The 11404-nt window shown below is 66.3% G+C and carries 16 protein-coding genes and 2 pseudogenes; 17 read left to right on the top strand and 1 reads right to left on the bottom strand.

Translation table 11 applies throughout. From position 1 onward, the window contains the following. From rplF to truA, 15 genes and pseudogenes are all read left to right on the top strand, one after another. Positions 1–111 (top strand): annotated as a pseudogene (gene rplF / locus QZX79_RS07325) (50S ribosomal protein L6); the annotation flags it as partial. A gap of 2 nt (positions 112–113) precedes the next feature. Next, positions 114–497, top strand: coding sequence for a 50S ribosomal protein L18 (gene rplR, locus QZX79_RS07330; protein ID WP_120164759.1), 384 nt, complete (start codon positions 114–116; stop codon positions 495–497). Continuing rightward, positions 494–1231, top strand: coding sequence for a 30S ribosomal protein S5 (rpsE, locus tag QZX79_RS07335; RefSeq protein WP_120164761.1), 738 nt, complete (start codon positions 494–496; stop codon positions 1229–1231). Before rplR ends, rpsE begins: the two co-directional genes overlap by 4 nt. Continuing rightward, complete coding sequence (gene rpmD / locus QZX79_RS07340; protein WP_120164763.1) at positions 1231–1449, top strand: 50S ribosomal protein L30; 219 nt, start codon at positions 1231–1233, stop codon at positions 1447–1449. Before rpsE ends, rpmD begins: the two co-directional genes overlap by 1 nt. Then, positions 1449–1940: a 50S ribosomal protein L15 gene (gene rplO, locus QZX79_RS07345; protein WP_120164765.1), complete on the top strand. Its 492-nt coding sequence runs from the start codon at positions 1449–1451 to the stop codon at positions 1938–1940. Before rpmD ends, rplO begins: the two co-directional genes overlap by 1 nt. Before the next feature lie 202 nt (positions 1941–2142). Beyond that, positions 2143–3456 (top strand): preprotein translocase subunit SecY, encoded by a 1314-nt coding sequence (secY, locus tag QZX79_RS07350; RefSeq protein WP_294566818.1) that lies wholly within the window; start codon positions 2143–2145, stop codon positions 3454–3456. After that, positions 3453–4025 carry an adenylate kinase gene (locus QZX79_RS07355; protein WP_294566821.1) on the top strand — a complete coding sequence of 191 codons (573 nt, stop codon included), beginning with the start codon at positions 3453–3455 and terminating at the stop codon, positions 4023–4025. Before secY ends, QZX79_RS07355 begins: the two co-directional genes overlap by 4 nt. Before the next feature lie 10 nt (positions 4026–4035). Further along, a complete protein-coding gene (gene map / locus QZX79_RS07360; RefSeq protein ID WP_294566854.1) occupies positions 4036–4863 on the top strand; it encodes a type I methionyl aminopeptidase in 828 nt (275 codons plus the stop codon). A gap of 206 nt (positions 4864–5069) precedes the next feature. After that, on the top strand, positions 5070–5291 hold the full coding sequence (gene infA / locus QZX79_RS07365) for a translation initiation factor IF-1 (protein WP_019481515.1): 222 nt from the start codon (positions 5070–5072) through the stop codon (positions 5289–5291). A 21-nt stretch (positions 5292–5312) separates the two neighbouring features. Beyond that, positions 5313–5426 carry a 50S ribosomal protein L36 gene (rpmJ, locus tag QZX79_RS07370; RefSeq protein WP_043440658.1) on the top strand — a complete coding sequence of 38 codons (114 nt, stop codon included), beginning with the start codon at positions 5313–5315 and terminating at the stop codon, positions 5424–5426. Positions 5427–5590: 164 nt separating this feature from the next. After that, entirely contained in the window at positions 5591–5968 is a 378-nt protein-coding gene (gene rpsM / locus QZX79_RS07375) for a 30S ribosomal protein S13 (RefSeq protein WP_120164771.1), read from the top strand. Between the two features lie 140 nt (positions 5969–6108). Then, positions 6109–6510 carry a 30S ribosomal protein S11 gene (gene rpsK, locus QZX79_RS07380; RefSeq protein ID WP_120164773.1) on the top strand — a complete coding sequence of 134 codons (402 nt, stop codon included), beginning with the start codon at positions 6109–6111 and terminating at the stop codon, positions 6508–6510. Positions 6511–6666: 156 nt separating this feature from the next. After that, complete coding sequence (locus tag QZX79_RS07385; RefSeq protein WP_120165531.1) at positions 6667–7677, top strand: DNA-directed RNA polymerase subunit alpha; 1011 nt, start codon at positions 6667–6669, stop codon at positions 7675–7677. A gap of 60 nt (positions 7678–7737) precedes the next feature. Further along, complete coding sequence (gene rplQ / locus QZX79_RS07390; RefSeq protein WP_294566841.1) at positions 7738–8331, top strand: 50S ribosomal protein L17; 594 nt, start codon at positions 7738–7740, stop codon at positions 8329–8331. 27 nt (positions 8332–8358) lie between these two features. After that, positions 8359–9312, top strand: a complete 954-nt coding sequence (truA, locus tag QZX79_RS07395; protein WP_294566844.1) for a tRNA pseudouridine(38-40) synthase TruA — start codon at positions 8359–8361, stop codon at positions 9310–9312. On the opposite strand, the gene QZX79_RS07400 is transcribed toward truA, so the two are convergent. Next, positions 9309–9977 carry an A24 family peptidase gene (locus QZX79_RS07400; RefSeq protein ID WP_294566846.1) on the bottom strand — a complete coding sequence of 223 codons (669 nt, stop codon included), beginning with the start codon at positions 9975–9977 and terminating at the stop codon, positions 9309–9311. The two genes, truA and QZX79_RS07400, sit on opposite strands and share 4 nt — an antisense overlap. Before the next feature lie 223 nt (positions 9978–10200). Here QZX79_RS07400 and QZX79_RS07405 point away from each other — a divergent pair, with 223 nt between their 5' ends. Both QZX79_RS07405 and QZX79_RS07410 read left to right on the top strand, forming a co-directional pair. After that, on the top strand, positions 10201–10992 hold the full coding sequence (locus QZX79_RS07405) for a response regulator transcription factor (RefSeq protein WP_294566849.1): 792 nt from the start codon (positions 10201–10203) through the stop codon (positions 10990–10992). Positions 10993–11076: 84 nt separating this feature from the next. Further along, positions 11077–11404 (top strand): annotated as a pseudogene (locus tag QZX79_RS07410) (dihydrofolate reductase); the annotation flags it as partial.

The following is an 11404-nucleotide window of genomic DNA, read 5'->3' on the forward strand; positions in this document are numbered from 1 at the left end:
GAGGTCGCTGCAAACATCCGCAAGCTGCGCAAGCCCGACCCGTACAAGGGCAAGGGCATCCGCTATGCAGGCGAGATCATCCGCCGCAAGGTCGGAAAGGCCGGTAAGTAACCATGGCAATCAGCATCAATAAGAAGCGCTCCTCCAAGAGCAAGTCCGCCTCCCGCGGACGCCGCCACCTGCGCGTGCGCAAGCGCGTCTCGGGGACCGCGGTCCGTCCGCGCCTGGTCGTAAACCGTTCGGCCCGCCACGTATTCGTGCAGGTCGTCGACGACACCAAGGGCATCACCGTGGCTTCGGCTTCGACGCTCGAAGCGGACCTGCGTGCCTTTGACGGCGACAAGACCGCCAAGGCCAAGCGTGTTGGCGGGCTCGTTGCCGAGCGCGCGAAGGCTGCCGGTATCGAAGCTGTCGTTTTCGACCGCGGCGGTAACAAGTACCACGGCCGTGTCGCGGCCATCGCAGACGGCGCACGCGAAGGTGGGCTGTCACTGTGACCGAAGAAAACAAGGCAAAGGAAGCGCCATTGAATACGGCTACAGAGCAGCCAGCAACCGACGCCCCGGCTGCCGGTTCGACTGAGACCGCATCGGCCGACAGCCGAGGCGACCGTGGCTCCCGCGGAAGCGGGCGCGGCGGCGAGCGTGGCGGCAAGAGCGACCGTGGTGGCCGTGGTGGCCGCGACGGGCGCGACGGCGGCCGTGACGACAAGGACAAGTTCATTGAGCGCGTCGTCACCATCAACCGCGTCGCGAAGGTCGTCAAGGGCGGCCGCCGCTTCAGCTTCACCGCCCTCGTGGTGGTAGGCGACGGCAACGGCATGGTCGGCGTCGGCTACGGAAAGGCCAAGGAAGTTCCCTCGGCCATCCAGAAGGCCGTCGAGGAAGCCAAGAAGACGATGTTCCGCGTCCCGCGCATCGGTGGAACCATCCCGCACCTGGTGCAGGGTGAGGCCGCTGCCGGCGTCGTGCTCCTTCGTCCCGCGTCCCCGGGTACCGGTGTTATCGCCGGTGGTCCGGTCCGCGCGATCCTCGAGTGCGCCGGGATCCACGACGTCCTGTCGAAGTCCCTCGGTTCCTCCAACGCCATCAACATCGTTCACGCGACCGTTGACGCGCTGCAGAGGCTCGAAGAGCCCCAGGCCGTGGCTGCCCGCCGTGGCCTGCCCCTGGACGAGGTTGCCTCGCACCAGATGCTCCGCGCCATCGCAGCACAGAAGGTAGGTGCGTAATGACCGCGATCACTCCCAAGCGCGTGCAGGTGAGCACGGCGAAGCTGCAGATCACTCAGATCAAGTCCGCCATTGGCGGCAAGCAGAACCAGCGCGACACCCTGCGGTCCCTCGGACTGAAGCGGATCGGCCACACCGTGGTCCGTGAAGCCGATGCTGTGACCGTCGGCATGGTCAATACGGTTCCGCACCTCTTGAAGGTTGAGGAGGCCAAGTAATGGCAGAGGAAAAGACAACGGCTGTAGCCGAAGGAAAGACGGAGCGCGTTCACGCTCTGAAGGTCCACCACCTGCGTCCGGCCCCCGGAGCCAAAACCAAGAAGACCCGTGTGGGCCGTGGTGAAGGTTCGAAGGGTAAGACGGCAGGCCGTGGTACCAAGGGAACCGCAGCCCGCTACCAGGTGAAGGCAGGATTCGCAGGCGGCCAGCTGCCGCTGCACATGCGTCTGCCCAAGCTGCGCGGGTTCAAGAACCCGTTCCGCGTCGAGTTCCAGGTTGTGAACCTGGACAAGATCTCGGAGCTCTACCCCAACGGTGGCGACGTGACCGTCGAGTCGCTCGTCGCCCTGGGTGCGGTGCGCAAGAACCAGCCCGTGAAGGTGCTGGGGACCGGCGACATCACCGTGGCAGTCGATGTGAAGGCTCACCGCTTCTCCTCGACCGCAGCCGAGAAGATCGCTGCCGCCGGCGGCTCAATCAGCCAGCTCTAGGCAGATCTGCTCGTGATCCGGCTGTGTTCAACCACGGCCAGGAACTAGACTCTTGGTGGGCCGGTGCAATCCGGCCCACCAGGAGTTTTCCGGCTTAAGCGCCGGCTCATCACCGCCCGGTACCAAGACATCGGGCTTCGACCGTTAGACTCGGTTGTTGTGTACTGTCCGCTTCGGACATCCAAGACCTTCAGGAGGACGCTTGCTAAGCGCTATTGGCCGGGCATTCCGGACGCCAGACTTGCGGCGCAAGCTGTTGTTCACGCTGGGCATCATCACCATCTTCCGGCTCGGCGCCTTCATTCCGGCCCCCGGAGTCGACTACGGCAACGTCCAGCAGTGCCTGAGCCTTGGCAACACGCAGGGCGGCCTCTACGAGTTCGTCAACCTCTTCAGCGGCGGTGCCCTGCTGCAGGTATCGGTCTTCGCCCTGGGCATCACCCCCTACATCACCGCAAGCATCATCACGCAGCTGCTGCGCGTCGTGATCCCCCGCTTCCAGGAACTCCATGAGGAAGGCGCCCAGGGCCAGTCACGGCTGACCCAGTACACGCGCTACCTCACGATCGCCCTCGGCCTGCTCAACGCGACGACGCTGGTGTCGCTCGCGCGCTCCGGGGCCCTGCTGGGCGACTGCCCCGTGCCGCTGATCCCGGACGACTCCCTGCTCACGATCATCCTGCTGATCATCACCCTCACCGCGGGCACCGGCCTCATCATGTGGATGGGCGAACTGATCACCGAAAAGGGTGTCGGCAACGGCATGTCCCTGCTGATCTTCACCGCCATCGTGGCAAGCTTCCCCACCTCCCTCGGCGAGATCCTGCGCACCCAGGGCTGGACGGTCTTCCTGGGCGTGATGCTCATGGGCGTGGTGGTCGTGGCGCTCGTCATCTTCGTCGAGCAGTCCCAGCGCCGTATCCCCGTGCAGTACGCCAAGCGGATGATCGGGCGCCGCACCCTCGGCGGCAGCAGCACCTACATCCCGATCAAGGTCAACATGGCCGGCGTGATCCCCGTGATCTTCGCGTCCTCCATGCTGTACCTGCCGACGCTGATCGCGCAGTTCAACACCCCCTCGGACGGCCAGACGCCGCCGCCGGAGTGGGTCAACTGGATCACCACCTACCTCGCGACCGGCGACCACCCGCTGTACATGGCGGTGTACTTCTTCATGATCGTGTTCTTCACTTACTTCTACGTGGCGATCACGTTCAACCCGGACGAGGTCTCCGAGAACATGAAGAAGTACGGCGGCTTCATCCCGGGCATCCGGGCCGGCCGCCCCACGGCGGAGTACCTGCAGTACGTGCTCTCCCGCATCACCCTGCCGGGCGCAATCTACCTGGGCCTCGTCGCCCTGATCCCGCTGATCGCCCTGGTGGCGATCGGCGCCAACCAGAACTTCCCGTTCGGCGGCACGTCGATCCTGATCATGGTGGGCGTGGGGCTGGAAACCGTAAAGCAGATCGACGCGCAGCTCCAGCAGCGCAACTACGAAGGGCTCCTCCGATGACAAGAATGCTGATTATCGGCCCTCCGGGTTCGGGCAAGGGAACGCAGGCAGCGCGCATCTCCGAGCGCCTCGGCGTGGTCGCCATCTCCACCGGCGACATCTTCCGCGACAACGTCAAGCGCGAGACGCCCCTGGGCGTCGAGGCGAAGAAGTACATGGACGCCGGGGACTTCGTGCCCGACAGCGTCACCAACAACATGGTGCGCGACCGGCTGAAGGCCGACGACGTGCAGGACGGCTTCCTGCTCGACGGCTACCCGCGCACGGCCGCCCAGGTGGCCGAGCTCGACGACATCCTCGCCGAGAACTCCTCGAGCCTCGACGTGGTGCTTCAGCTCACCGCCGAGGACGAGGAGCTGGTGCGCCGGCTGCTGGGCCGTGCGGCCCTCGACGGGCGCAGCGACGACAACCAGGACGTCATCCGGCACCGGCTGCGCCTGTACCACGAGCAGACCGCGCCGGTCGTCTCGCAGTACACCGAGCGCGGCATCGTCACCCAGGTGAACGGGATCGGCAGCATCGACGAGGTCACCGAGCGGGTCATGAACGCGCTCAAGGTCGCCAGCTAGGCCGCCGGACATTTTGCGCCAGCCCAAGATTGAATACAAGACGCCCCGCCAGATCCTGAGTATGCGCGAGGCCGGCCTGGTGCTGTCCCGCGGACTCGACGCCGCCGTCGCGGCTGCCCGGGTGGGGGTCAGCACCCGCGAGCTGAACGCGGTGTTCGAGGAGGTGCTCCGGGAGTCCGGGGCCACCTCGAACTTCCTGGGCTACCACGGCTTCCCCGCCAGCATCTGCACCTCGGTCAACGAGGAGGTGGTCCACGGCATCCCCGGGGACTACGTGCTGCAGGACGGGGACATCATCTCCATCGACGCCGGCGCCGTCGTGAACGGCTGGCACGCCGACTCCGCACGCACCACCATCGTGGGGACGCCGCGGGAGGAGGACGTGCGCCTGTCGCAGGTCACCGAGGAGGCGATGTGGCGGGGGATCGCCGCCCTCGCCGGCGCCAAGCACGTGGGCGACATCGGGGCCGCCATCGACGACTACGTCTCGGAGCTCCCTGGCCCGCGGCTCGGCATCCTCGAGGACTACGTGGGACACGGCATCGGCACCCGGATGCACCAGGAACCCGACGTCCTGAACTACCGCAGCTCGCACCGCGGGCCGAAGGTCCGCCCCGGGCTCTGCCTGGCCATCGAGCCGATGCTCGTCCTTGGGGGACTCGAGACGAAGGTGCTCGACGACGACTGGACCGTGGTCACCACGGACGGCAAGCGCGCCTCGCAGTGGGAGCACACCGTGGCCGTCCACGACGGCGGCATCTGGGTGCTCAGCGCCGAGGACGGCGGAGCGTCGAAGCTTGAACCGCTCGGCGTCGTCCCGGTTCCGGTCCGCGCCTGAGCTCCCGTCCGGCCGCTTCCGCAGGACACCGATTTAACTTCTCCGCGCCCATGGCGTAGTGTTGTCTGTTGGTTGTCTCTGCTTTTTGTGCCCATTTCGGGCCGGGCGGCCCGCCGGCTCACGAGCCGTCGCCGCCCCGGGGTCAGACAATCAAAACCCAAACCCGTCCACCGTGCAAGCGGTGGGCATCGACGTTAGCGGAGGATATGGCCAAGAAAGACGGTGTCATTGAGATTGAAGGCACTGTGAACGAGGCGCTGCCCAACGCGATGTTCCGCGTTGAGTTGGCCAACGGTCACATTGTTCTCGCCCACATCTCGGGAAAGATGCGCCAGCACTACATTCGAATCCTTCCTGAGGACCGGGTAGTAGTGGAACTCAGCCCGTACGACCTCACCCGGGGCCGTATTGTCTACCGCTACAAATAAGAATCAACTCGAAGGAAAACCATGAAGGTCAACCCGAGCGTGAAGCGGATCTGTGAAAAGTGCCAGGTGGTTCGCCGCAAGGGCAACGTTCTCGTCATCTGCGAAAACCCGCGCCACAAGCAGCGCCAGGGTTAATCAGCCTCCTAGAGGTCGACCCCACGCGTAGTTCAGTTCATTAAGGCAAAGCAGCACCGCGCATCAGCGCAGTGCACACCCCCGGCACGGAGGCCGGGGACCGGAAAACCTTCCGGGTACGCTTTGGCTCAGACCTCCGGTATCACCAAAGGAGAACAGCCTCTATGGCACGTCTCGCTGGCGTAGACATCCCCCGCGAAAAGCGGGTAGTCATCGCGCTTACTTACATCTACGGCGTGGGCAAGACCCGTGCAGAGAAGACGATCGCGGATACGGGCATCAGCCCCAACACCCGCGTGAAGGACCTCACCGATGCAGAGCTCGTCCAGCTCCGCGACTACGTTGAAGGAAACTTCAAGGTTGAGGGTGACCTCCGGCGCGAGGTCGCAGCCGACATCCGCCGCAAGGTCGAAATCGGCAGCTACGAAGGCATTCGGCACCGCCGCGGCCTTCCCGTGCGTGGACAGCGCACGAAGACCAACGCTCGTACCCGCAAGGGCCCGAAGCGCACCGTCGCAGGCAAGAAGAAGGCCGGCCGCTAGTTCCCTGACGGCTCCCTAACCGGGCTCGCAAAGCTCGCCCGGCCAGGGAACCCTCGCCATCAGGGGCCCTCTAAGTAGGACCTCCGGTTGGAACTTCGAGCTGACCCAATGCTTTACCCAATACCTTCGTAGGAGAAGTAATGCCCCCCAAGACTCGTGGAGCGGTGCGCAAGCCGCGTCGCAAGGATAAGAAGAATATCGCGCTCGGCCAGGCGCACATCAAGAGCACCTTCAACAACACCATCGTCTCGATCACGGACCCCAGCGGAGCAGTCATCTCCTGGGCCTCCGCCGGTGAGGTTGGGTTCAAGGGCTCACGCAAGTCCACCCCGTTCGCTGCGCAGCTGGCTGCTGAAGCCGCCGCGAAGCGCGCTCAGGAACACGGCGTCCGCAAGGTCGACGTCTTCGTCAAGGGCCCGGGATCCGGACGCGAAACCGCAATTCGCTCGCTGCAGGCCACCGGCCTGGAGGTTGGCTCCATCTCGGACGTCACCCCCAGCGCCCACAACGGCTGCCGCCCCCCGAAGCGCCGCCGCGTCTAATCGGCTTTACGGCCACCGCACCGCCTTGCAGCAGCCCTCGGTTGCCGCAGGGCGGTTCGGTGCCGTTATCCAAAGCTTTTGAGCCGGCTCACTAGCTATCCCTTTCCACCATTTGTGTTGCGTCATATAGCGGATGCACCCTGAAAGGAAATGTAAGTGCTTATTGCACAGCGCCCCACCCTGACTGAAGAAGTAGTCGCCGACAACCGCTCGCGGTTCGTGATCGAGCCCCTCGAGCCTGGCTTCGGCTACACCCTCGGCAACTCGCTCCGCCGTACCCTCCTGTCCTCCATCCCCGGTGCAGCTGTCACAAGCATCCGCATCGATGGAGTGCTTCACGAATTCACGACGGTTCCCGGTGTCAAGGAAGATGTCACCGAGATCATCCTGAACATCAAGAACCTCGCGGTGTCCTCCGAGCACGACGAGCCCGTCGTGGCGTACCTGCGCAAGCAGGGCCCCGGCGTCGTCACCGCAGCAGACATCGCACCGCCGGCCGGTGTGGAGTTCCACAACCCCGACCTGCACATCGCCACCCTGAACTCGAAGGGCAAGTTCGAGCTCGAGCTGACCATCGAGCGCGGGCGCGGCTATGTCTCGGCCTCCCAGAACAAGTCCGGCGACTCGGAGATCGGCCGCATTCCGGTCGACTCCATCTACTCGCCGGTCCTGAAGGTCACCTTCCGCGTCGAGGCGACCCGTGTTGAGCAGCGCACCGACTTCGACCGCCTGATCGTCGACGTCGAAACCAAGGACGCCATCGCTCCCCGCGACGCCGTCGCTTCGGCAGGTACCACCCTGGTTGAGCTGTTCGGGCTGGCCCGCGAACTGAACATCGCGGCCGAAGGCATCGAAATCGGCCCCTCGCCCACGGACGCGGCCCTGGCCGCCGACATGGCGCTGCCGATCGAGGATCTCGAGCTGACGGTCCGCTCCTACAACTGCCTCAAGCGTGAGGGCATCCACTCCGTGGGTGAACTCGTTGCCCGCTCCGAGGCCGACCTGATGGACATCCGCAACTTCGGCGCGAAGTCCATCGACGAGGTCAAGGCGAAGCTCGTTGAGCTCGGTCTGTCCCTGAAGGATTCCCCTCCCGGGTTCGACCTTGCCGCCCGCGCCGCTGCCATCGAAGAGGACGACGCCGCCTACGGCGACGAAGAGCTCTAATACGCTAACTGCCTGACCGCCGCCCGGCGGCGGTCAGGTCCACTATGAGGAGAAATAACCATGCCCACACCCACTAAGGGCCCACGCCTCGGAGGCGGTCCGGCGCACGAACGCCTGATGCTCGCCAACCTGGCCGCCTCGCTGTTCGAGCACAAGCGCATCACCACCACCGTCACCAAGGCGAAGCGGCTCCGCCCCTACGCCGAGCGTCTCGTCACCTTCGCCAAGAAGGGCGACCTCGCCTCGCGCCGCCGCGTCCTGGGCGTTATCAGCAGCAAGAGCATCGTCCACGAGCTCTTCACTGAGATCGCACCGGCCGTCGCCAACCGTGAGGGCGGCTACACCCGCATCACCAAGATCGGCAACCGCAAGGGCGACAACGCTCCCATGGCTGTCATCGAGCTGGTTCTGGAGCCGCTGTCCGCCAAGCAGGCAGTCGTAGCCGAGGCCGAGCAGGCCAAGGCAGCCCCCGCCGCTCCGGCCGAGGAGACCGCAGCGCCGGTCGAGTCCGCCGAGACCGTCGAGGCGACCGAGACCGCTGAACCCGCCGCAACCGAAGAGTCGACCGAGGCTGCAGAGCCCGCCGACACCGCTTCCTCCACCGAAGAGGCTGCAGCGTCCGACGACGCCGAAGCCCCCGAGGCCAAGAAGTAACTTCGCCGAAGCTGGTTGAATACGTTCGTGAATGATCAGTTGCCCGCCGGACCCGAGGGGTCCGGCGGGCTTCTGCGTGTCCGGCTCGATATTGCCTACGACGGCGCGCCCTTCGCCGGCTGGGCCCTGCAGCCGGGCCACGTCACCGTACAGGGGGTGCTCGAGGAGGCCCTGTTCACGCTGCTGCGGCGCACCGCCCGCCTCACGGTGGCCGGGCGCACCGACGCCGGCGTCCACGCCCGCGGCCAGGTGGCCCACGTCGACCTGACGCCGGAGGAGTGGCACGGCATCGGCCGGGGGAAGGACGTGCCGCCGGGGGAGGCCCTGACACGGCGCCTGGGCGGCACCGTGAACCGGGTCCTCTCCGATCAGCTCACCGGGCGGGGACGCTCGATCAAGAACTCCATCCCGGCCGTCGTCGTAAAGAAGGCAGACCTGGCGCCGGCGGGCTTCGACGCCCGCTTCTCGGCGCTGTGGCGCCGCTACAGCTACACCATTGCCGACGCCCGCGTCGAACGCGACCCCCTCGCCCGCCGCACGGTGCTCTGGTACCCGGGGGAGCTGGACGTGGAGCTGCTCAACGCCGGCGCCGCGCAGCTGACCGGCCTCCAGGACTTCCGGGCGTTCTGCAAGCCGCGCAAGGGCGCCACCACGGTGCGCGAACTGCAGCGCTATGCCTACCGGCGTCGGGCCGACGGGATGATCGAAGTGACCGTCCAGGCCGACGCGTTCTGCCACAACATGGTGAGGGCCCTCGTCGGCTCAACACTGCGGGTGGGAAGCAGCGAGCTGCCGGTCGCCTGGATCGCCGAGCGCCTTGCCGCCCGGGTGAAGGACGCCCGTTCCGTGCTCGCGCCCCCGCACCCGCTGGTGCTTGAGGAAGTGGCCTACCCCGGTGTTGAGGAGCTTGGCCTGCGGGCGGAGCTGACCCGCGCCCGGCGGGCCGCTGAGGAGCCACGCGAAGCAGCTGGCGGGGCTTAGCCCGGCAAGGAAGTCTCAGGGCTCCCATCGAGGAACAGTACCGCCAGGACGGCCGCCAGGATCATGCCGGGGCCGAAGGGGAAGCTGGTGTTGCGGGTGCCGCGGCCCGAGAGCAACAGCGCGACTCCCGCCAGGCCCCCGAAAATGAAGCCGCCCAGCAGCGCCGCCAGCCAGGCCCCAACGCCGACGTAGCCGCCGTAGAGGCCGAGGACTCCCGCGAGCTTTACGTCACCCATTCCCATGCCGGCGGGGGAGATGAAGGCCAGCAGCAGGTAGAACAGGAACATCACGGCGCCGCCGAGCAGTGCGCCGACCAGCGGCCGCCAGCCGCCTTCGACCGCCGCGACCAGCAGAGCGATTCCCGTGACGGCGAGGAACGGAAGCAGCAGTGCGTTCGGCAGGAGCTTGGAGCGCAGGTCGATCGCCGCGAGCAGCACCCCGAAGACAGGCAGCACGAGGTACAGCAGGACCTCCGTCGGTGTTTCGGCCTTGAGCGCGCCGAGGGCGCAGAACAGGCCGGTGAGGACGGCGACGGGCCACCGCCAGCGGCCGGGAAGCACGGTCCGCGGATCCCGCTCGGCCAGCGGGAACATCCGGTAGGCCGTGAGGCCGCCCGCGACGGCGCTTACGAGCGCGAGGACGGCCCCCGGTGCGGCGTCAGGCATGGGTCGACACCTGGCGGCAGAGCCCGTCGGTAGTGCCCTGAATTGTGGAATTCTTTAGGTAAATCAACTTTCCCCTGTCGTTGGATCAATCATCATTATGACTCCTGTTGGTACAGGAGTGACGAGGGTTACTATTGTCCTATTCAGCGGGGGTCCCGCGAGGTGTGGGCCGCGGTAAGACCCGAATGCGAGGCGCATAACTGGACTGAAGGCGGAAGGCGTTATGAACGATCCTGGGGTGGCGGTCGTTATTGAGGACGACGACGATGTCCGGAACCTGCTGAGCGCCGTCCTGCGGCAATCAGGGTTCGAGGTCCATGCTGCGCCCACGGGCCGCGACGGCGTCCGCCTGATCCGCGAGGTGGAGCCGATCGTCGTCACCGTCGACCTTGGCCTGCCGGACATCGACGGTTACGAGGTGCTGCGCCGGGTCCGGGCCTTCAGCGACTGTTACGTCGTCATCCTGACCTCGCGCGCCGACGAACTCGATGCCCTCATGGGCCTTCAATCGGGGGCCGATGACTACCTCACCAAGCCGTTCCGGCCACGCGAGCTCCGGGCCCGCATCGCGGCGATGATGCGCAGGCCCCGTTCCGGTTCGGCCGGCGTCCCCCTGATGGGCAGTGAGTCCACCGGACCCGTTCCCGGCCCCTTGGGCGCCCGGAGTGTGCGGACGAGCACCATCAATGTGCTGCGGCACAACGGGCTGGTGCTTGACCACCATGCTCGGACCGTCTCCGTTGACGGCGCCGAGCTGTCACTGACCCGCAGCGAGTTCGACCTCCTCCACGCGCTGCTGTTGGGCCGGGGTGCCGTTCGAACGAAGGCCGACCTGGTCAAGGTGGTCCGGGGAGAGGCCCCCGGAGCCTCCACCTACATCAGCGATTCCGACGAACGGGCCATCGAGGTCCACATGGGGAACATCCGGCGGAAGCTGTGCGAAGACCCCAGGAACCCCCGGTGGTTCCAGACGGTGCGCGGGGTGGGGTACCGGCTGACGCCCGAGCAGCCCTAGAGCGGCAATGCAGGCTCTGCACAACGCGGGGTGTACGCGGGGCGGGGCGTCGGCGATACTGTGGGCGGAAGCAGAGGAGCACCCATGGGCAAAGTAGTGATGTACAGCTCGGTGTCGGTGGACGGCTTCATCGCGGACGAGGACGACCAGCCCGGACCGCTGTTCGACTGGCTGCTCAGCGGTGACGTGCCGCTGGACTAGAGCGGCGCGTTGAAGGTGTCGCAGACGTCCTACGACTACACCAGGGCCTACTGGGACCAGATCGGGGTGACTGTCGCCGGCCGCCGGGTCTTCGACATGACGGACGGCTGGGGAGGGACGCCCCCGAGCGGGATCGACCACGTGGTCGTCGTGACGCACCGGCCCGCACCGGACGGCTGGGACCCCGGGGCGCCGTTCCACTTCGTCGACG

The organism is uncultured Arthrobacter sp., from assembly GCF_902805515.1.
In the GTDB taxonomy this organism is placed as follows: Bacteria; Actinomycetota; Actinomycetes; order Actinomycetales; family Micrococcaceae; genus Arthrobacter_D.

Excerpts from the sequence above, each read along its gene's own strand:
- rplR (WP_120164759.1), top strand. The coding sequence starts at position 114 with ATGGCAATCAGCATCAATAAGAAGCGCTCCTCCAAGAGCAAGTCCGCC.
- rpmD (WP_120164763.1), top strand. The coding sequence starts at position 1,231 with ATGACCGCGATCACTCCCAAGCGCGTGCAGGTGAGCACGGCGAAGCTG.
- rplO (WP_120164765.1), top strand. The coding sequence starts at position 1,449 with ATGGCAGAGGAAAAGACAACGGCTGTAGCCGAAGGAAAGACGGAGCGC.
- QZX79_RS07355 (WP_294566821.1), top strand. The coding sequence starts at position 3,453 with ATGACAAGAATGCTGATTATCGGCCCTCCGGGTTCGGGCAAGGGAACG.
- infA (WP_019481515.1), top strand. The coding sequence starts at position 5,070 with ATGGCCAAGAAAGACGGTGTCATTGAGATTGAAGGCACTGTGAACGAG.
- rpmJ (WP_043440658.1), top strand. The coding sequence starts at position 5,313 with ATGAAGGTCAACCCGAGCGTGAAGCGGATCTGTGAAAAGTGCCAGGTG.
- rpsM (WP_120164771.1), top strand. The coding sequence starts at position 5,591 with ATGGCACGTCTCGCTGGCGTAGACATCCCCCGCGAAAAGCGGGTAGTC.
- rpsK (WP_120164773.1), top strand. The coding sequence starts at position 6,109 with ATGCCCCCCAAGACTCGTGGAGCGGTGCGCAAGCCGCGTCGCAAGGAT.
- rplQ (WP_294566841.1), top strand. The coding sequence starts at position 7,738 with ATGCCCACACCCACTAAGGGCCCACGCCTCGGAGGCGGTCCGGCGCAC.
- QZX79_RS07400 (WP_294566846.1), bottom strand. The coding sequence starts at position 9,977 with ATGCCTGACGCCGCACCGGGGGCCGTCCTCGCGCTCGTAAGCGCCGTC.
- QZX79_RS07405 (WP_294566849.1), top strand. The coding sequence starts at position 10,201 with ATGAACGATCCTGGGGTGGCGGTCGTTATTGAGGACGACGACGATGTC.